A 21,897-nucleotide genomic window follows, 5' to 3' on the forward strand; every position below is an offset into this window, starting at 1 on the left:
TCCTCGCATCGAAGGAGATGTGATGGCCGACAAGCCCGTCGCGATCAGACTCACTGGACTCACCCGTACATTCGGATCCGTCACCGCCGTCGACCACGTCGATCTCGAGATCGCCGAAGGGGAGTTCTTCTCCATGCTCGGCCCGTCCGGATCCGGCAAGACCACGGTGCTGCGCCTGATCGCCGGCTTCGAGCAGCCGACATCGGGGACGGTCAGCCTGTTCGGTGAGGACGTGACCCGGAAGGCGCCGTTCGACCGCCCGGTCAACACCGTCTTCCAGGACTACGCGCTGTTCCCGCACATGACGGTGCTGGACAACGTCGCATACGGACTGCGCGTGCGCGGGATCGCCAGGAAGGAGCGCCGCGAGCGTGCGATGAAAGCCCTTGCGAGCGTCCGCCTCGACCATCTCGCCGACCGCCGGCCCACGCAGCTCTCGGGCGGACAGCGCCAGCGCGTGGCCCTCGCGAGAGCCACGGTCGTCGAACCGAAGGTGCTGCTGCTGGACGAGCCGCTCGGCGCCCTGGATCTGAAGCTGCGCGAGCAGATGCAGGTGGAGCTGAAACAGATCCAGCGCGAGCTCGGCATCACCTTCATCTTCGTCACGCACGACCAGGAGGAGGCGCTGACGCTGTCGGATCGGATCGCGGTGTTCAGCGCGGGGCGGATCGAGCAGCTGGGCACCCCGTTCGAGCTGTACGAGAGGCCCGTGTCCCGGTTCGTGGCCGACTTCGTGGGCACCTCGAACCTCTTCGACGACATCGCCAGCGAACTCGTCCTGGGACGCACCGGCCACCACTCGCTGCGCCCCGAGAAGCTCGTCGTCTCGCCGAGGCCGTCCACCGAACCGGGATTCCGGTCCGCCCCCGGGGTCGTCGCCGAGGCGATCTACCTCGGATCCGGCGTGCGGCTCGTCATCGACCTCGACCGGGGACCGCGCATCACGGCCCTGGAGCAGAGCGTCGGCGGGCACGCGCACGGCGATCACGGCGATCGGGTGTTCGTCTCGTGGCGGGACGCGGATGTCGTCCCTCTCGGCGACGCGCCCATCGGCCCGCAGAACGACACGCCCTCGAAGACCATCCGCACGGTCGTCGCCCGCTGAGCGGCGATCGTCCTCCCACCCACACCGCACGTCCTCGCATCAGAACGAAGGAGTATCCCATGCGACGCAACACCCTCAAGGCCCTCGCGGCGATCGGCCTCTCGGCCGCCGTGGTCGCCGCGCTCACCGGATGCGGCACCGCCGGGTCCGGTGGATCCGGCGGATCCAGCAGCGGGCCGCTGCAGAAGCTCGGCACCATGGAGGGGACGGTCTCGATCCTCGCCTGGCCCGGCTATGTGGAGAACGGATCCAACGACCCGAAGGTCGACTGGGTGTCCGCCTTCACCAAGGAGACCGGCTGCAAGGTCGAAGCGAAGACGTTCGGCACCTCGGACGAAGCGCTCAACCTGATGAAGACCGGCGGATACGACGTGATCTCCGCGTCGGGTGACGCGTCGCTGCGGCTCATCGCCTCCGGCGACGTCACCGAGGTCAACACCTCGCTGCTGAAGAACTACGACGGCATCTACACCTTCCTCAAGGATCGCGCGTGGAACACCGTCGACGGCAAGCACTACGGCGTCCCGCACGGCTACGGCGCCAACCTGCTCATGTACAACACCGAGGCGTTCCCGACCGCGCCGACCTCCTGGGACGTCGTGTTCGACAAGGCCTCCGAGCACGCTGGCAAGGTGACCGCCTACGACTCGCCGATCTACATCGCCGACGCCGCGGTCTATCTGATGGCGCACAAGCCGGAGCTGAAGATCACCAACCCGTACTCGCTCGACCAGAAGCAGTTCGACGCCGCGGTGTCCCTGCTGAAGGATCAGCGCAAGAACGTCAGCGAGTACTGGGGCGACTATCTCAAGGAGGTGCAGTCATTCCAGTCCGGCGACAGCGTGGTCGGCACCACCTGGCAGGTGATCCAGAACACCCTCGCCGGCGAGGGCGGCAAGACCGACGTCGTGCTCCCCAGCGAGGGCGCGACCGGGTGGAGCGACACGTGGATGATCTCGTCCGCCTCGAAGCACCCGAACTGCTCCTACGCATGGCTGGACTACATCTCCAGCCCGAAGGCGAACGCGCAGGCGACGGAGTTCTTCGGCGAAGCGCCGTCCAGCGCCGAGGCCTGCAACTACCGCACCGACTGCGGGTCCTACCACGCCGGCGACGCCGACTACGCGAGCAAGATCTGGTACTGGACCACGCCGATCGCCAAGTGCCTGGACGGGCGCACCAACGTGAAGTGCGTCGACTACTCCGCCTGGACCACCGCCTGGCAACAGGTTCGGAACTGACCGTCTCCTGACCCGCTCCGGTCGCCGGGGCGCACCGCCCCGGCGACCGGCACCAGGATTCGAAAGGACCCCTCATGACCACCATCGCTCCGTCGAAGCCCCCGACGCACGCGCCGATCCCGTCCCCGCGCCGCACCCCGGCGCGCAGCGGATCCGCGTATCTCTCCGCCCACCCGCGGGCCCGACTCGCCCTGCTGCTGTCGGCGCCGCTGTTCTGGCTCGGCGCCGTGTACGTCGTCGCGCTCGTGCTCCTGCTCGTCGCGGCGTTCTGGACCACCGACACCTACACCGGGCAGATCCGTACCGACTTCACGCTCGACAACGTGATCACGGTCGTCACCGACGCCTTCTACCAGGGCATCACCCTGCGCACGGTCGGCGTCGCCCTCGCCGTCACGGCGATCGATGTGGCCCTCGCGCTGCCGATCGCGTACTTCATGGCGATGGTCGCCTCCCCCGCGGTGCAGCGTGCACTCGTCGTGCTCGTGCTCACCCCGCTGTGGGCCTCGTATCTGGTGAAGGCGTTCGCCTGGCGCTCGGTGCTCTCCAGCGACGGGATCCTGGAGTGGCTGCTGCGCCCGCTCGGCGGGCACACCCCCGGCTATGGCATCCCGGCGACGATCATCACGCTGTCCTACCTCTGGCTTCCGTACGTGATCCTGCCGATCTACGCCGGGCTGGAGCGCGTGCCGAGCTCGCTGCTGGAGGCGTCCGGCGATCTCGGCGGACGCAGCTGGACCACGCTGCGCCTGGTGGTCTGGCCGCTCGCCCTGCCCGCCATCATCGCCGGCACGATCTTCAGCTTCTCGCTGTCGCTCGGCGACTACATCACCATCGGGATCGTCGGCGGCGGCAGCCAGATGCTCGGCACGCTCGTCTACCAGGACATCGGCGCGGCGAACAACCTCCCGCTCGCCTCCGCGATCGCCCTGATCCCGATCGTCATCATCTTCGGCTACCTGTTCCTCGTGCGCCGCACAGGTGCCCTGGACAACCTGTAGGAGGCCTCATGCGCATCTCTCTCGGAACCCGCGTCGTACTCGGCATCATCACGGCCGTGATCCTCGTGATCGTGTACGTGCCGCTGCTGGTCGTGCTGATCAACTCGTTCTCCACCTCGGCATCGCTCACCTGGCCGCCGCCGGGCTTCACCCTGGAGTGGTGGGGCAGGGCGTTCCGCAGCGATGGCGCGCTCGAGGCCGTGGGGACGAGCGCTCTGGTCGCCGTGATCTCCTCAGTCCTCGCGCTCATCCTCGGCACGATGCTGTCGTTCGCGCTGCAGCGGTTCTCGTTCTTCGGCCGCAACACCGTGAACCTGCTCGTGATCCTGCCGATCGCTCTTCCCGGCATCATCACCGGCATCGCGCTGAACAACCTGTTCCGCACGATCATGGGCGTTCCGCTGTCGATCTGGACGGTGATCGTCGCGCACACCACGTTCTGCATCGTCACCGTGTTCAACAACGCGGTCGCCCGGCTGCGGCGCATGGGCACGTCCTTCGAGGAGGCATCGGCGGACCTCGGAGCGGGGATCTGGACGACGTTCCGCCTGGTGACATTCCCGCAGCTGCGCTCGGCGCTGCTGGCAGGCGGTCTCCTCGCCTTCGCGCTCTCCTTCGACGAGATCGTAGTGACCACCTTCACCGCCGGGTCGGGGGTGAAGACGCTGCCGATGTTCATCATCGACAACGTCGCACGGCCCAACCAGGCGCCGATCGTCTCGGTGATCGCGATCGTGCTGGTGGTCGTCTCGATCGCCCCGATCGCGCTCGCGCAGAAGTTCTCCGGCAGCGAGCAGCGCCGCTGAGTCCGGGTCCCGGCGCCGGGAGGCGTCGGGACATAGGCTGAGCCCGTGACGACGTTCGTTCCTCCCCGCCCCTGGACCGCCAGCTACGCCGACGGCGTTCCGGAGGATCTCCCCGAGGTCTCCGGATCCCTGGTCGACATCGTCGAGGCCTCGGCCCGCGACGACCCGGATGCGCCTGCGCTGCAGTTCTTCGGCCGCACCACCTCGTACCGCGAGCTGCAGTCCGCCATCGAGCGGGCCGCGGCCGGGCTCGCCGCGCTCGGCGTGCGCGCAGGGGATCCCGTCGCGATCGTGCTGCCGAACTGCCCGCAGCACATCGTCGCGTTCTACGCCGTGCTGCGCCTGGGCGCCGTGGTCGTCGAGCACAACCCGCTGTACACGCCGCGCGAGCTGCGCAAGCAGTTCGAGGACCACGGCGCGAAGCACGCCATCGTGTGGAACAAGGTCGTCGCCAGCGTGCAGGCGTTCCCTGCCGATCTCGCCGTGACGAGCCTCATCTCCGTGGACGTCACCAAGGCGATGCCCGCCCTGACCCGGTTCGCGCTGCGTCTCCCGGTCGCGAAGGCGCGCGAATCGCGAGAGGCGCTCACGACGAGAGTGCGCGGCACCGTGACCTGGGAGTCGGTGGTGGGCTACGCCCCGCTGCCGGCCTCGCACCCGCGTCCGGCGACCGACGACCTCGCGATCATCCAGTACACGTCGGGCACCACCGGCACCCCCAAGGGCGCCTCGCTCAGCCACCGCAACCTGCTCGCCAACGCGGCGCAGGCGCAGGCCTGGGTGCCATCGATCACGCGCGGCGACGGCTGCGTCGTGTACGCGGTGCTGCCGATGTTCCACGCCTACGGACTCACCCTCTGCCTCACCTTCGCGATGTCGATGGGCGCGCGGCTGGTGCTGTTCCCGAAGTTCGATCCGGATCTGGTGCTCGAGGTCACGAAGAAGCACCCGGCGACCTTCCTGCCGCTGGTGCCGCCGATCGCCGACCGGCTGCTGTCCGCGGCGACCGCGAAGGGCGTGTCGCTCGCAGGCACCGAGATCGCGATCTCCGGGGCGATGGCGCTCCCCCACGAACTCGTCGTGCCGTTCGAGGCGGCGACGGGCGGGTACCTCGTCGAGGGGTACGGGCTGAGCGAGTGCTCCCCCGTGCTGATGGCCAATCCGGTCGCAGGCAATCGCGTGCCGGGCACCGTCGGACTGCCGCTGCCCGGCACCGAGTGCCGCGTCGTGGATCCTGACGAACCGACGAAGGACGTCGATCCCGGGGAGCGAGGCGAACTGGTCGTGCGCGGACCGCAGGTGTTCTCCGGCTACTACGGCAAGCCGGAGGAGACCGAGGCGGTGTTCGTGGACGGCTGGTTCCGCACCGGCGACATCGTCACGATCGATGAGAGCGGGTTCATCCGGATCGTCGACCGGATCAAGGAGCTCATCATCACCGGCGGGTTCAACGTCGCCCCCACCGAGGTCGAGGGCGCCCTGCGCCAGCATCCGGACGTGCTCGACGCCGCGGTCGTGGGCCTGCCCAGCGAGCATTCCGGCGAGGAGGTCGTCGCCGCGATCGTCGTCGACGGCGGGAGAGATGTCGACGTCGAGGCGATCCGCGAGTTCGCCCGCGGGATCCTCACGCCGTACAAGGTGCCGCGGCGGATCTTCGTCGTCGACGAGCTGCCGACCTCGCTGATCGGCAAGGTGCTGCGCCGCCAGGTCAGGGAGCGGCTGCTGGCGCTGACGAGCGGCAGCTGAACGGGGTCCGGTCCGGTCGATTCCTCCCCGTTTCTCCGGGCTTTCCCGCAGACTCCGCGGGGCCCGAGGCGCTACGGTTGGGAAGTGACCGATGACGCCGTGACGCCTGCAGACGCCCCCGAAGACCTCCCCACCCCCGGATTCGAGGAACTCGGCATCACGGGTCCCGTGCTCGCGGCGATCAAGGCCCTCGGCTACGAGACGCCGTCGGCGATCCAGCGCGAGACCATCCCGCTGCTGCTCGGCGGCCGTGACGTGCTCGGCACGGCGCAGACCGGAACCGGCAAGACCGCGGCGTTCGCCCTGCCGATCCTGGAGAACCTGGATCTGCAGCAGCGCAAGCCGCAGGCGCTCGTACTGGCGCCGACCCGCGAACTGGCGCTGCAGGTCGCCGAGGCGTTCGAGTCCTATGCCGCGCAGATCCCCGGCGTGCACCTGCTGCCCGTCTATGGCGGCCAGGGCTACGGCGTGCAGCTGTCCGCGCTGCGCCGCGGCGTGCACATCGTCGTCGGCACGCCCGGCCGCATCATGGACCACCTGGCGAAGGGCACGCTCGACCTGTCCGAGCTGAAGAACCTCGTGCTCGATGAGGCCGACGAGATGCTCAAGATGGGCTTCGCGGAAGACGTCGAGCAGATCCTCGCGCAGACCCCCGAAACCAAGCAGGTCGCCCTGTTCTCGGCGACCATGCCCGCCACGATCCGCCGACTCGCACAGCAGTACCTGCACGACCCCGCGGAGATCTCGGTCAAGGGCAAGACGACCACTGCGGCGAACATCACGCAGCGCTATCTCGTCGTCTCGTACGCGCAGAAGGTGGACGCGCTCACCCGGATCCTCGAGGTGGAGAACTTCGAGGGCATGATCGTCTTCGTCCGCACGAAGAACGAGACCGAGACGCTCGCCGAGAAGCTGCGCGCCCGCGGCTACTCCGCCGCCGCGATCAACGGCGACATCGCCCAGCCCATGCGCGAGCGCACCGTCGGACAGTTGAAGGACGGCAAGCTCGACATCCTGGTCGCGACCGATGTGGCCGCCCGCGGCCTCGACGTCGAGCGGATCAGCCACGTCGTCAACTTCGATATCCCGACCGACACCGAGTCGTACGTGCACCGCATCGGCCGCACCGGCCGCGCCGGCCGCTCGGGCGACGCGATCAGCTTCATCACGCCGCGCGAGCGCTACCTGCTCAAGCACATCGAGCGCGCCACCCGTCAGCAGCCCGCGCAGATGCAGCTGCCCACGATGCAGGACGTCAACAGCACCCGCCTCGCCCGCTTCGACGACGCCATCACCGCGGCGCTCGAGGAGACCGGCCGCATCGAGGGCTTCCGCGACATCATCGCCCACTACGTGCGCAACCACGACGTGCCCGAGGGTGACGTCGCCGCCGCTCTCGCCATCGTCGCGCAGGGCGAGACCCCGCTGCTGCTGGACCCCGAGAACGATCCCCTTTCCGCGGCGGTCGCCGCCGACAACCGCCCCGGCCGCACGGACCGCGCAGAGCGCTCCGGCGAACGCTCCGGCGGGCGCGATCGGGACGAGCGCGGCCCGCGGCCCGAGCGGCGCAGCCGCGGCGACTACACGCCGTACCGCATCGAGGTCGGCCGCCGGCACCGCGTCGAGCCGCGCCAGATCGTCGGCGCCCTCGCCAACGAGGGCGGACTCGGCCGTGACGACTTCGGCGTGATCACGATCCGTCCGGACTTCTCCATCGTCGAGCTGCCGTCGAACCTGGACCCGTCGGTGCTGGATCGCCTCAGCAGCACTCGCATCTCCGGTCGGCTCATCGAGATCCAGCGCGACCGCGGCCGCGCCGGTGGCGGCCCGCGCCGCGATGACCGTTCCCGCGATGACCGTCCCCGTGACGACCGTCCGCGCACGGAGCGCAACTTCGACGACCGTCCGCCGCGTAAGCCCCGCCACAAGGACTGAGCAGAGTTCAGGCGGCGAGCACCGGCTTGGTGCGGACCGGGCCGAGCCAGGTCGCGATCATCACGGCAGTGATCGCGCCTGCGGCCATGATCGCGGCGAGCACGACGATCTGGAAGCGCCCGGCTTCGAGAGGTGAGAGCCCGCCGAAGATCGCGCCGACGAAGGCTCCGGGAAGCACCACGAGCCCGGTCGTCTTCGTCTGGTCGGTCGACGGGATCAGAGCTTCGCGCACCGCGCGGCGCGCCAGGTCGAGCGTCGAGCGCCGGGATGTGGCGCCCAGCGCGAGCCAGCCTTCGACCTCTTCCCAGCGATCGACGACCGATGCGGTGAACCGGCGCCCCGCGAGGGTAGCGATGCTCATCGAGTTGCCGATGAGGATCGCGCCGATCGCGAGCAGATAGCGCGGCGTCGGCTGCAGCGCTCCGGTCGCGAACACGGTGCCGATCGAGGCGATCGCGCCGGCGCCGATCGAGGTCGCCATGATCAGCACGGTGTGCGCGCCACCGCCGGTGCGTCGCACGGCGACGCCGGTGGCGATCCCGAACATGATCAGCAGCGCGACCCCGATCCACAGCGGATGCGTGACGATGCCGGTCAGGATGACGCTGATGACGGCGAGCTGCAGCGCGCCGCGGAGGATCGCGAGCGCCGGCGTCCAGCGGCCCGGCACCCGGAACGCGATCAGCGCGGCCGTCGCGATCGCCGCGAGCACGAGCACGCCGATGATCGTGGGAACCAGGTCGATCCCGCCGACGATCATGAGCACCTCCCCGGGTACTTTACGTCCTCGGCAGGTCGGATCAGAACGGCGGCGGATCCGTGGTGCGGAACCCGGTCGGACTCGTGACCTCGACCGACCGATCCGGCCGGCTGCGATAGATCATCCGGGTGCGATGGCTGCGCACGTGATCGTCTGCCGCCGAGCGGGCGCAGGTTCCCGAATCGACCGCATCCAGACGCTCATCTGTCGAGGGCGTCGGGGCCCTCCGTGACGAGGATATGGAACTGCGCGGCGTCGAGGATCCTCACACCGAGCTCCTCGGCTTTGGCGAGCTTGGATCCGGCTCCCGGGCCCGCCGCGACGAAATCGGTCTTCTTCGAGACGCTCGATGCGGCCTTGCCCCCGGCCTGGATGATGGCCTCCTGCGCGCCGTCGCGGGTGTACCCGTCGAGCGACCCGGTCGCCACGACGGTGAGGCCCTCGAGCACTCCACCCGCGGCGCTCGCGGCACCCGGCCCCGGGTGCCCTGGCGTCGTCCACTGCACGCCGGCGTCGGCCCAGCGCTGCACGATGTCCTGATGCCAGTCGACGTCGAACCAGTCGAGCAGCGACTCCGCGATGATCCCGCCGACGCCCTCCACCGCGGCGAGCTCTTCGACGGTGGCCGCCCGGATCGCGTCCAGGGATCCGAACCAGCCGGCGAGCGCGCGCGCTGCGACGGGACCGACGTGCCGGATGTTCAGCGCCACGAGCAGGCGCCACAGCTCCTTGGTCTTCGCCTTCTCCAGCTCGGCGAGCAGCTTGACGGCCTGCGACGACGGCTGCGCGGCGTTGATCCCGTCCTTCTTCTCCGCCGCCGTCGGGTTGCGCCGGAACGGGGAGCGGGTCTTCACGATCCCGTCGTCGTCCTCCTTGGGCAGACCCGTCTCCGCATCGCGCACGACCACCTCGATCGGCACCAGCTGATCCAGCGTGAGCGTGAACAGCCCCGCCTCGGTCTCCAGCGGCGGCACGGCCGGGTGGCTGGGCTGGGTGAGCGCCGCAGCAGTCACCTCACCGAGCGCCTCCACGTCCAGCGCGCCGCGCGAGCCGATGTGCTCCACGCGTCCGCGCACCTGCGCCGGGCAGGATCGGGTGTTCGGGCAGCGCAGGTCGATGTCACCCTCCTTGGCGGGGGCGAGGATCGAGCCGCATTCCGGGCAGCGCTCCGGCATGACGAACTCGCGTTCGGTGCCGTCGCGACGCTCGACCACGGGGCCGAGCACTTCCGGGATCACGTCACCCGCCTTGCGCAGCACGACCGTGTCGCCGATGAGCACGCCCTTGGCCTTCACGACGTCCTTGTTGTGCAGGGTCGCCTGCCGCACGACGGATCCGGCGACCTGCGCAGGCGCCATCACGGCGAACGGCGTGGCGCGGCCGGTGCGGCCGACGGACACGACGATGTCGAGGAGCGTGGTCTGCACCTCTTCCGGCGGGTACTTGTACGCGATCGCCCAGCGCGGCGCGCGGCTGGTGGCGCCGAGCTCGGCGTGCAGGTCGAGCTCGTCGACCTTGACGACGATCCCGTCGAGTTCGTGCTCGATGTCGTGCCGATGCTCGCCGAAATACGCGACGAACTCGGCGACCTCGTCGATCGTGGCGCACACCTTCGTGTGCGGGCTGGTGGGCAGCCCCCAGGTGGAGAGCAGCCCGTAGACCTCGCTCTGCGCGGCGACAGGCGGATCCGGCCAGGCGCCGATGCCGTGCACGTACAACGCGAGGGAGTCGACGCGCAGCAGGCCCGCCTCGAGCTCCATGCCGCCCTTCTTGTCGAGCTGCTGCCGCAGGCCGCCGCTCGCGGCGTTGCGCGGGTTGGCGAACGACGGGAAACGCCGCGCCGCGGCCGTGCGAGCCTTCTCCTCGTCGAACGGCTTCTTGGCTCCGCCGCGCCCCTCCCACCGCTCCCGTGCCTCGGCGTAGGCGCGATCGCGGAAGGCCGCCTGCGCCGCATTCAGCCGCTCGAACGCGGCGACGGGGATGAAGACCTCGCCGCGCACCTCGACGATCGCCGGATGACCGGATCCGCTCAGCCGCGGCGGGATCCCGGCGACGCGCAGCGCGTTCTCCGTCACGATCTCGCCGACGCGCCCGTCGCCGCGGGTCGCGGCCGAGGTGAGCACGCCGTTCTCGAAGCGCAGGTTGATCGCGAGCCCGTCGATCTTGAGCTCGGTGAGCCACGCGACGTCGCGACCGGCCGCGGCACGGGTCTTCGCCGCCCACTCGCGCAGCTCGTCGATCGAGAACACGTTGTCGAGGCTGAGCATGCGCTCGGCGTGCTCGATGGTCGCCAGCCCCGTCGCCTCGGCCGCACCGACCATCTGCGTCGGCGAATCCTGCCCCTGCAGTTCGGGGTGCAGGCGCTCGAGCTCCTCCAGCCGGTGCATCCAGTCGTCATACGTGGCGTCGTCGACGAGCGAGGTGTCGCGGCCGTAGTACGCGTCCTTGGCGTCCAGGATGCGGGTGGTCAGCTCCTCGGCCTCGATGCGGGCGGCTTCCAGCGAGTTGTTCTCCGGCACCACTGAAGTCTACGAGCGGGGTACGACATCGACCGGATGCCATGCATTCGTCACCGTGTGACGGGAACGCCCTTCATCACGTCGAATCCGGGAAACGACACGTCGACCGTCTTCGTCCCCGCGGGCAGCGCCGGCATCAGCGCATTCAGCTGCAGCCCTGTGCCGTCGGACGCCGAAGGGATCGTCGCGCACAGGCAGGACGTCGGCTGCGACGGATCATTCTGGTAGCGGAACGTGTACGGCCGCAGCGTCGTCGCCCCGCCGTCGACGACGAGTGCCACATTGCGCGTGTCCAGGTGCGGCGCCACGGCGAACTGGAACGTGGAGACCTTCTCCTGCGCGCCGGACACCGTCGACAGCCGCCAGGTGAGCAGCGTCGAATCCGCCAGGGAGCGCACCGACTCCACGTCGATGCGCACCTTCACGGGTGCGCCGTTGACGCTGAGCGCGCCGTCGGCCTGCGCGATCGACGCGGTGGAGAGCTCGGTGTCGGCGATCTTCTTCGCGACGTCCGCGGCCCTGAGCGTCCGTGTCGCCGCGGTCGAATGGACGGGCGCCGGCGTGCCCGTGCACCCGGCCAGCAGCGCGCCGCCGACGACGAGCGCCGCTGCGGCCAGGATCCGGGACCCGCGCATCACTTCGCCCCCTTCGTGGCATAGGAGATGCTCACCCTGCGATTGAGGGCCCTGCCCTCATTCGTCGCGTTGTCGGCGACCGGATCCTGCTCGCCCTTGCCCGCGGTGGTGAAGGTGACCGCAGGGTTCTTCACCAGCGGCTGGAGCGCGGCGAGCACGGCCTGCGCGCGCTGCTCCGAGAGCACGACGTTGTCGGCGTCGGTGCCGACCGCATCGGTGTACCCGGTGATGCTGACCGGTCCGGACGCGTTCTTGTCGATGTCCGCCGCCACGCGGGTCAGGACCGCGCCGGCCTGCGCGGTGAGGTCGGACTTCGCGAACTCGAACAGCACGTCGGCGTTCAGCGCCACCGTGGTCGATGAGGCGTCGACGGAGGATGCGGCCTGCTTGTCCGCGACGTTCTCGGCGAGATCGAGGGTGACGACGGCGGGATCCGCTGCGGCGATGTCCGCCGCCCGGGGCAGGACCGGCCAGGATCCGAGCGGCACAGGATGCGCGCCCGAGCCGCCCATCGGCAGGGTCCGGGCGATCGGCACGTCCGGGATGATCACGTTCGCCCCGACCTGCACGCTGACGTGTGTGAGGGACGACGGCAGTGCGGGCATCACCGCGTATCCGACCACGGGGTCGGTGCCGCGGGCCGGCGTCTGAAGGTCGGCGGGGATGCCGCACAGGCACGTCCCGCCGTTCTCGAGCGGCATGTAGAACTTCTGTCCAGTGGCGTCGATCAGGCCGATCTCGGCGGCCTGCCCGGGACGGTACGGGGTGCCGAGGTGTTCTTTGAAGGTCTGCAGCCAGCCGTTCGCACCGGGCTCGGCGTCGGTGAGTGCATAGAAGAGCACCGTGGCGCCGCTGACCCTGGCGACGGTGAGAACCGAGAACTTGGCCGTCGCGATGTCGATCCCGACCACCCGGTACGCGACCGTCGCCTGGTAGGGCATGCCCGGATCGGGGCTCGGCGAGCCTGCGGCCGCCGCACCTGCGGGCGCCGCGATCGCGATCGCCGCGGACGCGGCGAGCACCATTCCCACTCGGCGGGATGTCGAATCCGCACTCCTGCTTCTCGGCGCCGTTCGGCCCATGAGCTCCCCCTCGTCGACGTGCACTCACCATCGTCATCGCCGCGTCAGACCCTGTCGATGGGCAGCTCTCCCCATTGCGCTGAGCCGAGCCCCCGGTCATCACGGTCGCTCGGTGAAGCTCTCCGCCGTCGGAGCGGCGGACCGCGTGGCGGTCCGCGGGCAGGAGAACGGCGTCAGACGCCGACGGGGACGGCCGAGATCGTGCGATCGATCGTGAACTGGCCGAGCACCCGTGTCCCCACGTAGAGCACGGCGCTCTGGCCGGGCGCGACGCCGTCGAGCGACTGCTCCGGCACGACGCGGACGCCGTCCGGCGACACGAACGCCCGGGCAGGCACCGGGTCCGCATGGGCGCGGATCTGCACTTCGCAGGCGAACTCGTCCTCGCTCGGCGCGGCGCCCGCCCAGGAACGCCGCTCCCCCGAGATCTCGGCGATCGCGAGCGCTTCCTTCGGTCCGACCACGACCGTGTTCGACACCGGCCGCACCTCGAGCACGAAGCGCGGCTTGCCGTCCGGCGCGGGCACGCCGAGGCGGAGCCCGCGGCGTTGACCGACAGTGAACGCGTGCGCGCCGTCGTGCGTGCCGACGACCTCGCCGTGCCGGTCCAGGATCTCGCCCTGCGCGGATCCGACCTTCTCGGCCAGCCAGCCGCGGGTGTCGCCGTCCGGGATGAAGCAGATGTCGTGGCTGTCCGGCTTCTGCGCGACGCTGAGCCCGCGCTCGGCAGCCTCGGCTCGCACGATCGCCTTGGACGGCGTGGAACCCAGCGGGAAGTACGTGTGCGCGAGCTGCTGGGCGTTCAGCACGCCGAGCACATACGACTGGTCCTTCGCAGCGTCCGAGGCGCGGTGCAGCTCGAGCCCGTCCGTACCGTCGACGAGAGTGGCGTAGTGCCCGGTGCAGACAGCGTCGAAGCCGAGCTCGATCGCCCGCTCGAGGAGCGCGGCGAACTTGATCTTCTCGTTGCAGCGCAGACACGGGTTCGGGGTGCGACCGGCGCGGTACTCCGACACGAAGTCCTCGATGACGTCCTCGCGGAAGCGCTCCGAGAAGTCCCACACGTAGAACGGGATCCCGAGGAGGTCGGCAGCCCGCCGGGCGTCCATCGCGTCCTCGATCGTGCAGCAGCCGCGGCTGCCGGTGCGCAGGGTTCCGCCGGCACGCGAGAGCGCGAGGTGCACGCCGACCACCTCGTGGCCGGCCTCGACCGCACGCGCCGCAGCCACGGCGGAGTCCACTCCCCCGCTCATCGCCGCCAGCACACGCATGGCTCCAGTGTACGAGGGGCTGGCTGGACGCGGGCGGGGCGCGCTTCGAGAGCCTCAGCGACCGGAGCTCGATGCGCGGCGGTAGGCGTCGCCGATCACGGCGAGGAGAGCGTCGACGTCGGCAGCGGTGGTCGTCCGGCCGAGCGTGAACCGGATGACGCTGCGCGCCTCGGCCTCGGTTCGGCCGAGCGCGCGCACGACGTGCGAGGGCTCAGCGATGCCCGCCTGGCACGCGGATCCGGCCGCCGCGGAGATCCCGGCCTGATCGAGCAGGAACAGCAGGCTCTCGCTCGGCGCGCCGGGGAACAGCAGGTGGGCGTTGCCGGGCAGGCGACCGGAGGGATCCGGGTCCCCGAGCAGCACCGCCTCGGGAACCTGCCCGCGCACCCCCTCGACCAGCGCGTCGCGCAGTACGCCCAGCCGCACCGCCTCGGCGTCGCGCTCTGCCTGCGCCTGCTCCGCGGCCAGGGCGAAGGCGGCCGCGCCCGCGACGTCCTGCGTTCCGGAGCGCAGCCCGCGCTGCTGCCCGCCGCCGTGCAGCAGCGGAGCCAGCCGGGCGGTGCGTGCGATGACGAGAGCGCCCGTGCCGACCGGTGCGCCGATCTTGTGCCCCGCGACGCTCAGCGCGACCAGGCCGATCCCGGCCCCGGCACCTGCACGCAGCGCGGAGAACGACAGCGGTACGTGCCCGAAGGCGGCGACCGCGTCGAGGTGCAGGGGCACGGCGGCGGACGCCGCGGACGCCGCGAGTGCCGCTGCGTCATTGATCGTGCCGACCTCGTTGTTCGCCACCAGCGCCGTGGCGAGTGCGACGCGGCCGTCCTGGGTGAGCGCCTCCGCGAATCCGGGCGCCGGGATCCGCCCCACGTCGTCAAGCACGACCGGGCGCACGTGCGCGCCGTCCGCGGCGAGCGCGGCCACCGTGTCCAGGGTCGCGTGATGCTCTCCGTCGGGCAGCACGATGGTGTCCGCGCCCTGTGCACGCGAGCGCCACAGTCCCTGGATCGCGAGGTTGACCGACTCCGTGCCACCCGAGGTGAAGACCACTTCGATCGGATCGCAGCCGAGAACCGCCGCGAGCCGCTCTCGCGACTCCTCCAGGATCCGCCGCGCGCGCTGGCCCGCGCCGTGCGTCGAGGAGGCGTTGCCTGTCTCCCCCGCCACGCGCGCCCACTCCGCTGCGGCCTCGGGGCGCAGGTCCGTCGTCGACGCGTGATCCAGGTAGTGCACCCTTCCACTCTCCCACCCCGCGCGCGTCGTGGCCGCGCGATGGCACCGGGTGGCGCGGAACACGGGACTCAGTTGCACCTCCTCGGCCTCCTCGCGCGTATTCTGTCCCTCATGTGTCCGCACGCAACCGACGCCGCGACCCCGATGACCGGTGACAGCTGCTCGCTCTGCAGCCCCGCTCTGGACGACCTCGGGATCCGCCTGAACGACGGCCGCGCCACCCTGCGCGTCTGGTCGTCGGACGCGTCCTCCGTCGAACTCGTCATCTTCGACGAGACCGACCTCGACTGGGAGACCGCGCAGCTGGAGCTCGAGCAGCGCGCCGACGGCGTCTGGGAGATCACGACCGATCTGCTCCAGCCCGGTACCCGGTACGCCCTGCGTGCGGACGGCCCGCACAACGCGGGCAGCACCTTCAACCCCGAGACGCTGCTGCTCGACCCCTATGCGCGGGGTCTCGCCCAGGGCGATGGGTACGAGGAATGGCGTTCGGTCGTCATCGAGGACGGCTTCGACTGGGGCGGCATCGCCAAGCCGCGCACGCCGATGGACCGCACGGTCATCTACGAGGGGCACGTGAAGGGCCTCACGAAGCGTCATCCCGACGTGCCGCCCAAGCTGCACGGCACCTACGCGGGCCTCGCGCATCCGGCGATGATCGAGCACTTCCACCGGCTCGGCGTCACCGCTGTCGAGCTGCTTCCCGTGCACGCCTTCGCCTCGGAACCGCGCCTGCTGGAACGCGGCCTGACGAACTACTGGGGCTACAACACCCTCAACTTCTTCACCCCGCATGCGGCCTACGCGACCGAGGACGCGCGCAAGGCGGGCCCCGAGGCGGTGCTGGCCGAGTTCAAAGGGATGGTGAAGCTGCTGCATCAGGCGGGCCTCGAGGTCATCCTCGACGTCGTGTACAACCACACGAACGAGGAGGGCATCGGCGGACCGCGCACGAGTCTGCGCGGCATCGACAACGCGCGCTATTACCGGCAGCAGCCCGACGGCGCGTACATCGACACGACCGGCTGCGGCAACACCCTGAACACCGCGACGGACGCCGCCGCGCGCCTCGTGCTCGACTCACTGCGGTACTGGGCGAACGAGATGCAGATCGACGGCTTCCGCTTCGATCTCGCGACCGCCCTGGGCCGGGACGCGTCCAACGCCTACACGCCGGATCACCCGCTGCTGCAGGCGATCCGCACGGATCCGGCACTCGAAGGGACCAAGCTGATCGCCGAACCGTGGGACGTGGGCCTCGGCGGCTGGCAGACCGGCAACTTCCCCAGCGGCTGGAGCGAGTGGAACGATCGCTACCGGGATCGCGTGCGCAACTTCTGGCTCAGCGACATCGACTACGCGCGCCGCGCGTCGGCCCCCACCGGGATCGGCGGCTTCGCGAACCGGCTGGCCGGATCCGCGAACACCTACAGCGACGAGCGCGGCCCGCTCGCGAGCGTCAACTTCGTCACCTCGCACGACGGGTTCACCCTGCACGATCTCGTCGCTTACGACGTCAAGCACAACGAGGCGAACGGCGAGGACAATCGCGACGGCGCGGATCTGAACCGCTCCTTCAACCACGGCGCGGAGGGCCCGACGGATGATCCCGCCATCCTCACGGCGCGACGCAAGGCCATGCGCAACCTGCTCGGGACCCTGCTGCTCTCCGCGGGCGTGCCGATGCTGACGGCCGGTGACGAGGTGGGCCGCACCCAGCGCGGCAACAACAACGCGTACTGCCAGGATTCCGCGCTGAGCTGGCTCTCCTGGGATCACGAGCCGTGGCAGCAGGATCTGCTCGCGCACGCCTCGCTGCTCACGCGCCTGCGCGCGGAGAACCCGGCGCTGCGTCCGGTGAAGTTCGCACGGCTCGGGGAGCACATCCCCAACGCGTCCGTCATGGACTGGTTCGACCAGACCGGCGACACGATGGACGCCGAGCAGTGGAACGACCCCCGCAACCGCACCCTGCAGTACGTGGCCGCGTCCACGCCGGACACGGAGTCCTTCAACCGGGTGCTGCTCATGGTGCACGGCACGGAGGCCCCGATCGACGTGCGACTGCCGGAAGTCGAGGGCGTCACCCGCTATGTATCGCTGTGGTCGAGCGCCGACGAACGCCCCAGCGACGTGGAGACCGTGCACCAGCCGGGCGACGTGATCGCCCTTCCCGGCACGTCGATGAGGCTGTTCCGGGCCGAGTGACGCGCGGGTTGCCGCGCGAGACGCCGCGGCGCGGTAGGTTCGGGGTGTGTCCGATCGATCTGCCACCCCGTCCGGGTCCGTCGCTCTGCGCAGCACCGCGCAGATCCCCGCACGAGCCCTGCCTGCGACCGACGCCGCCGACGCGCAGACGACCCGCATCCCGCTTGCGGATCCGTCTCCCGCGGCCCCCGAGGGCTTCCACCCGAAGGCGTTCGCGGGCGAGGTGATCCCGTTCCGGGTGGTCGCGTTCCGGGAAGGGCACGACCTCATCGGCGTGCACCTGAGACTGCGCACGCCGCAGAGAGAAGAGAGCCTGCACCGGCTCACCCCGCTGCAGGACGGCACCGACCGCTGGCAGGTCGACGTCGCCCTCGACGTGCCGCACGCCTGGACCTTCCGCTTCGAGGCCTTCGCCGACGAGTTCGCCACCTGGGCGCATGCGGCCGAGCTGAAGATCGCGGCCGGCGTCGACGTCGAGGTGATGCGCGCACTCGGCGCCGACCTGCTGAGCCGCGCCGCCGCCGACAAGTCCCGGCCGAAGCCCGAGCGCAAGCGACTCGCTGCGATCGCGGAGACGCTCGCCGACCCCGCGGGCACCGCGGAGGACGCGATCGCCGTCGCGACCGACCCGGCGCTCGCCGCCCTCCTGCAGGACCGCCCGATCACGGCCCTGGACTCGTCCACGCCGTGGCAGACGGTCCTCGTCGAACGCACCCTCGCCGGTGCCGCCGCCTGGTACGAATTCTTCCCGCGCTCGGAGGGCGCCGTGCGAAACGCCGACGGCACGATCGCGAGCGGCACGTTCGCGACCGCGACCGAGCGCCTCCCGGGCGTGGCGGCCATGGGCTTCGACGTGCTCTACCTGCCGCCGATCCACCCGATCGGGCGCCTCAACCGCAAGGGCCCGAACAACACGCTCGTCGCCGGCCCCTCCGACCCCGGCTCGCCGTGGGCGGTGGGCGCTGCGGAGGGCGGTCACGATGCGGTGCACCCCGACCTCGGGACGCTCGCCGACTTCCGCGCGTTCGTGAAGAAGGCCAACGCGATCGGCCTGGAGGTCGCGCTCGATCTGGCCCTGCAGGCCGCCCCGGATCACCCCTGGGTCACCGCGCACCCGGAATGGTTCACCGAGCTGCCGGACGGCACGATCGCGTACGCGGAGAACCCGCCGAAGAAGTATCAGGACATCTACCCGCTCAACTTCGATCGCGACCCGGTGGGGCTGTACACCGAGGTGCTGCGGGTCGTGGAGCACTGGATCTCCCAGGGCGTGCAGATCTTCCGCGTCGACAACCCGCACACCAAGCCGCTGCGATTCTGGGAGTGGCTGATCCGCACCGTGAACACGAAGCACCCCGACGTGGTGTTCCTCGCCGAGGCGTTCACCCGGCCCGCCCCGATGCGGGGGCTCGCCGCGGTCGGGTTCCAGCAGAGCTACAGCTACTTCACGTGGCGCAACACGAAGGCCGAACTCGAGGAGTTCCTGCTGTCGGTGTCGCACGAGACCGCCGACTACATGCGGCCGAACCTGTTCGTGAACACTCCGGACATCCTGACCGAGTACCTGCAGTTCGGCGGCAGAGCCGCGTACAAGATCCGGGCCGCGATCGCCGCCACCGGTGCGCCGCTGTACGGGGTCTATGCAGGCTATGAGCTCTTCGAGAACGTCGCCCGGCCCGGGTCCGAGGAGAACATCGACAACGAGAAGTACGAGTACAAGCTCCGCGACTGGGGGCTCGCCGAGGCCGAAGGCCGGTCGCTGGCGCCCTACCTCACGCGACTCAACGAGATCCGTCGCGCGCACCCGGCCCTCCGCCAGCTGCGCAACCTTCAGGTGCACTGGAGCGACGACGACGCGATCCTGGTGTTCTCCAAGCACCTGGACGCGCCCTTCACCGGCACGGACTCCGGCGACACGATCATCGTGATCGCCAACGTCGACCCGCATTCGGTGCGGCAGACGACCGTGCATCTCGACACCCTCGCCTGGGGTGTCGAGCCTGGGACGGCGTACGAGGTCGAGGACCTCGTCACCGGATCCGTCTGGACCTGGACGGATCACAATTTCGTGCGCCTGGACTCGTTCACCGAGCCGGTGCACATCCTCCATGTGAAGGGGCAGCGATGATCACCACCGCGATCGACTCCGCTGTGCTCGAGGCAGTGGCCTCGGGTTCCTACCACGACCCGCATTCCGTGCTGGGCGCGCATCCGCAGCCGGCGACGGCCGGAAGACCCTCGACGATCGTCCGCGCACTGCGGCCGCTCGCCAAGAGCGTCTCGGTGCTGCTCGACGGCGGGATCGACGTGCCGCTCACGCACGTCGCGGAGGGTGTCTGGGAGGGGGAGGTGACGGGCCCGCTGGGCGCGTACCGCCTCGAGGCGACGTACGAGGACGCCCCCGACTGGGTCTCCGCCGACGCGTACCGGCACGCACCCACCATCGGCGAGCTGGACCTGCACCTGATCCGCGAGGGCCGGCACGAGCGGCTCTGGGAGGCGCTGGGTGCGCATCCCCGCTTCATCGACGGCGACCGCGGCACGGCGTTCGCCGTGTGGGCCCCGCACGCACAGGCGGTGCGCGTGGTCGGAGATCACAACGGCTGGGACGGCCGGCTCGACGCCATGCGGTCGATGGGCTCCAGCGGGGTCTGGGAGCTGTTCCTGCCGGGCGTCGACGTCGGTGCGCACTACAAGTACGAGATCCTCACCCCGCACGGGGACTGGATCCTGAAGGCCGATCCGATGGCGCAGCTCGCCGAGGTGCCGCCCGCGACGGCGTCGATCGTCACCCGCTCGGAGTACGCCTGGAGCGACGGCGCCTGGATGACGCGGCGCGCGGCCACCCACGCGGTGGCCCAGCCGATGAGCGTGTACGAGGTGCATCTGGGCTCCTGGCGTCCAGGGCTGGGGTACCGGGAGATCGCGGACGAGCTGATCGAGCACGTCACGGCGACCGGATTCACGCACGTGGAGTTCATGCCGGTCGCCGAGCACCCGTTCGGCGGCTCCTGGGGCTACCAGGTCAGCGGCTACTACGCCGCCACGCACCGCTACGGCGAGCCGGACGATCTGCGTCATCTCATCGACCGGCTGCACCAGGCCGGCATCGGCGTGATCATCGACTGGGTGCCGGGGCACTTCCCGAAGGACTCGTTCGCGCTCGCCCGCTTCGACGGCGAGGCCGTGTACGAGCATCCGGATCCGCGCCGCGGCGAGCACCGCGACTGGGGCACGCTGATCTTCGACTACGGCCGCAACGAAGTGCGCAACTTCCTCGTCGCGAACGCGCTGTACTGGCTGGACGAGTTCCACGCCGATGGCCTGCGCGTCGACGCGGTCGCCTCGATGCTGTATCTGGACTACTCCCGCGAAGACGGCGAGTGGGAGCCGAACGTGCACGGCGGACGGGAGAACCTCGAGGCGATCCGGTTCCTGCAGGAGGTCAACGCGACCGCGTACCGCAGGCACCCCGGCATCGTGATGATCGCGGAGGAGTCGACCAGCTTCCCCGGCGTGACCGCCCCCACCGAGCACGGCGGACTCGGCTTCGGGTTCAAGTGGAACATGGGCTGGATGAACGACTCCCTGGTCTACATCGAGCGCGACCCGCTGTACCGCTCGCATCATCAGGGCGAGATGACGTTCTCGTTCGTGTACGCGTTCGGCGAGAACTACATCCTGCCGATCAGCCACGACGAGGTCGTGCACGGCAAGGGCAGCCTGCTGTCGAAGATGCCGGGCGATCACACCGCGAAGCTCGCGAACGTGCGCGCGTACCTCGGCTACATGTGGGGGCACCCGGGCAAGAACCTGCTGTTCATGGGGCAGGAGTTCGGCCAGCTCTCGGAGTGGTCGGTGGACCGCGGCCTGGACTGGTGGCTGCTCGACCAGCCTTCGCATCAGCAGCTGCAGGAGTTCGTGGGGGCGATGAACCGCACCTATCGCGCGAACGCGCCGCTGTGGGAACGGGACCACGACAGCTCCTCGTTCACCCGGATCGGCGCGCCGGACTGGGATCCGAACATCGTCGCCTTCGTGCGCCGCGACGCGCACGGCGGGCACCTCGCCGTGATCAGCAACTTCTCCGGCGCCACCCGGCACGGCGTGCGTCTGGACCTGCCGCTGGCCGGCGGCTGGACCGAGGTGCTGAACACCGACGCCGGCGAGTTCGGCGGGCACGGAGAGGGCAACCTCGGCCTGGTGTACGCCGCGGATGTCGAGAACGGATCGCCGCAGGCGTCCCTGACCATCCCTGCGCTGTCGACGATCTGGCTGCGTCATCAGCGCGATCCGCACGTCCCGATCGTCAGCAAGGGATGAGCGGGGCCGAACCGCTCTGAGACGATCCCGGCAGT

At 70.1% G+C, this 21,897-nt stretch carries 15 protein-coding genes; 9 read left to right on the forward strand and 6 right to left on the reverse strand.

Annotation, left to right across the window (positions count from 1 at the left end; translation table 11 throughout):
* The first annotated feature begins 22 nt into the window (after positions 1 to 22).
* The 6 genes from ABD882_RS06970 (at position 23) to ABD882_RS06995 (ending at position 7,834) form a co-directional block, all read left to right on the forward strand.
* The gene (locus ABD882_RS06970) at positions 23 to 1,105 is read left to right on the forward strand and encodes an ABC transporter ATP-binding protein (protein ID WP_345185549.1); all 1,083 of its coding nucleotides are present in this window, start codon (positions 23 to 25) and stop codon (positions 1,103 to 1,105) included.
* 59 nt (positions 1,106 to 1,164) lie between these two features.
* A complete protein-coding gene (locus tag ABD882_RS06975; protein ID WP_345185551.1) occupies positions 1,165 to 2,346 on the forward strand; it encodes an ABC transporter substrate-binding protein in 1,182 nt (393 codons plus the stop codon).
* Positions 2,347 to 2,420: 74 nt separating this feature from the next.
* Positions 2,421 to 3,347 carry an ABC transporter permease gene (locus ABD882_RS06980; protein ID WP_345185552.1) on the forward strand — a complete coding sequence of 309 codons (927 nt, stop codon included), beginning with the start codon at positions 2,421 to 2,423 and terminating at the stop codon, positions 3,345 to 3,347.
* 8 nt (positions 3,348 to 3,355) lie between these two features.
* The gene (locus ABD882_RS06985) at positions 3,356 to 4,153 is read left to right on the forward strand and encodes an ABC transporter permease (protein WP_345185554.1); all 798 of its coding nucleotides are present in this window, start codon (positions 3,356 to 3,358) and stop codon (positions 4,151 to 4,153) included.
* A gap of 45 nt (positions 4,154 to 4,198) precedes the next feature.
* Complete coding sequence (locus ABD882_RS06990; protein ID WP_345185555.1) at positions 4,199 to 5,899, forward strand: long-chain-fatty-acid--CoA ligase; 1,701 nt, start codon at positions 4,199 to 4,201, stop codon at positions 5,897 to 5,899.
* 84 nt (positions 5,900 to 5,983) lie between these two features.
* Complete coding sequence (locus ABD882_RS06995) at positions 5,984 to 7,834, forward strand: DEAD/DEAH box helicase (protein ID WP_345185557.1); 1,851 nt, start codon at positions 5,984 to 5,986, stop codon at positions 7,832 to 7,834.
* Between the two features lie 7 nt (positions 7,835 to 7,841).
* Here ABD882_RS06995 and ABD882_RS07000 read toward each other — a convergent pair whose 3' ends face one another.
* The 6 genes from ABD882_RS07000 to ABD882_RS07025 form a co-directional block, all read right to left on the reverse strand.
* Positions 7,842 to 8,594, reverse strand: a complete 753-nt coding sequence (locus tag ABD882_RS07000) for an ABC transporter permease (RefSeq protein ID WP_345185866.1) — start codon at positions 8,592 to 8,594, stop codon at positions 7,842 to 7,844.
* Between the two features lie 200 nt (positions 8,595 to 8,794).
* Positions 8,795 to 11,113, reverse strand: a complete 2,319-nt coding sequence (gene ligA, locus ABD882_RS07005) for an NAD-dependent DNA ligase LigA (protein WP_345185558.1) — start codon at positions 11,111 to 11,113, stop codon at positions 8,795 to 8,797.
* A gap of 50 nt (positions 11,114 to 11,163) precedes the next feature.
* Entirely contained in the window at positions 11,164 to 11,751 is a 588-nt protein-coding gene (locus ABD882_RS07010; protein ID WP_345185560.1) for a hypothetical protein, read from the reverse strand.
* Complete coding sequence (locus ABD882_RS07015; protein WP_345185561.1) at positions 11,748 to 12,773, reverse strand: OmpA family protein; 1,026 nt, start codon at positions 12,771 to 12,773, stop codon at positions 11,748 to 11,750. Before ABD882_RS07015 ends, ABD882_RS07010 begins: the two co-directional genes overlap by 4 nt.
* 230 nt (positions 12,774 to 13,003) lie before the next feature.
* Positions 13,004 to 14,101, reverse strand: coding sequence for a tRNA 2-thiouridine(34) synthase MnmA (gene mnmA, locus ABD882_RS07020; RefSeq protein WP_345185562.1), 1,098 nt, complete (start codon positions 14,099 to 14,101; stop codon positions 13,004 to 13,006).
* Positions 14,102 to 14,155: 54 nt separating this feature from the next.
* A complete protein-coding gene (locus ABD882_RS07025; RefSeq protein ID WP_345185564.1) occupies positions 14,156 to 15,331 on the reverse strand; it encodes a cysteine desulfurase family protein in 1,176 nt (391 codons plus the stop codon).
* Positions 15,332 to 15,475: 144 nt separating this feature from the next.
* On the opposite strand from ABD882_RS07025, the gene glgX reads away from it, so the two are divergent.
* The 3 genes from glgX to glgB are packed head-to-tail and all read left to right on the forward strand — an operon-like array spanning position 15,476 to position 21,862.
* Positions 15,476 to 17,539: a glycogen debranching protein GlgX gene (gene glgX, locus ABD882_RS07030; RefSeq protein WP_345185867.1), complete on the forward strand. Its 2,064-nt coding sequence runs from the start codon at positions 15,476 to 15,478 to the stop codon at positions 17,537 to 17,539.
* A 46-nt stretch (positions 17,540 to 17,585) separates the two neighbouring features.
* Positions 17,586 to 19,667 carry an alpha-1,4-glucan--maltose-1-phosphate maltosyltransferase gene (locus ABD882_RS07035; RefSeq protein WP_345185565.1) on the forward strand — a complete coding sequence of 694 codons (2,082 nt, stop codon included), beginning with the start codon at positions 17,586 to 17,588 and terminating at the stop codon, positions 19,665 to 19,667.
* Entirely contained in the window at positions 19,664 to 21,862 is a 2,199-nt protein-coding gene (gene glgB / locus ABD882_RS07040; RefSeq protein ID WP_345185567.1) for a 1,4-alpha-glucan branching protein GlgB, read from the forward strand. Before ABD882_RS07035 ends, glgB begins: the two co-directional genes overlap by 4 nt.
* The last annotated feature ends 35 nt before the right edge of the window (positions 21,863 to 21,897 follow it).

Source organism: Microbacterium panaciterrae, from assembly GCF_039541635.1.
GTDB lineage: Bacteria > Actinomycetota > Actinomycetes > Actinomycetales > Microbacteriaceae > Microbacterium > Microbacterium panaciterrae.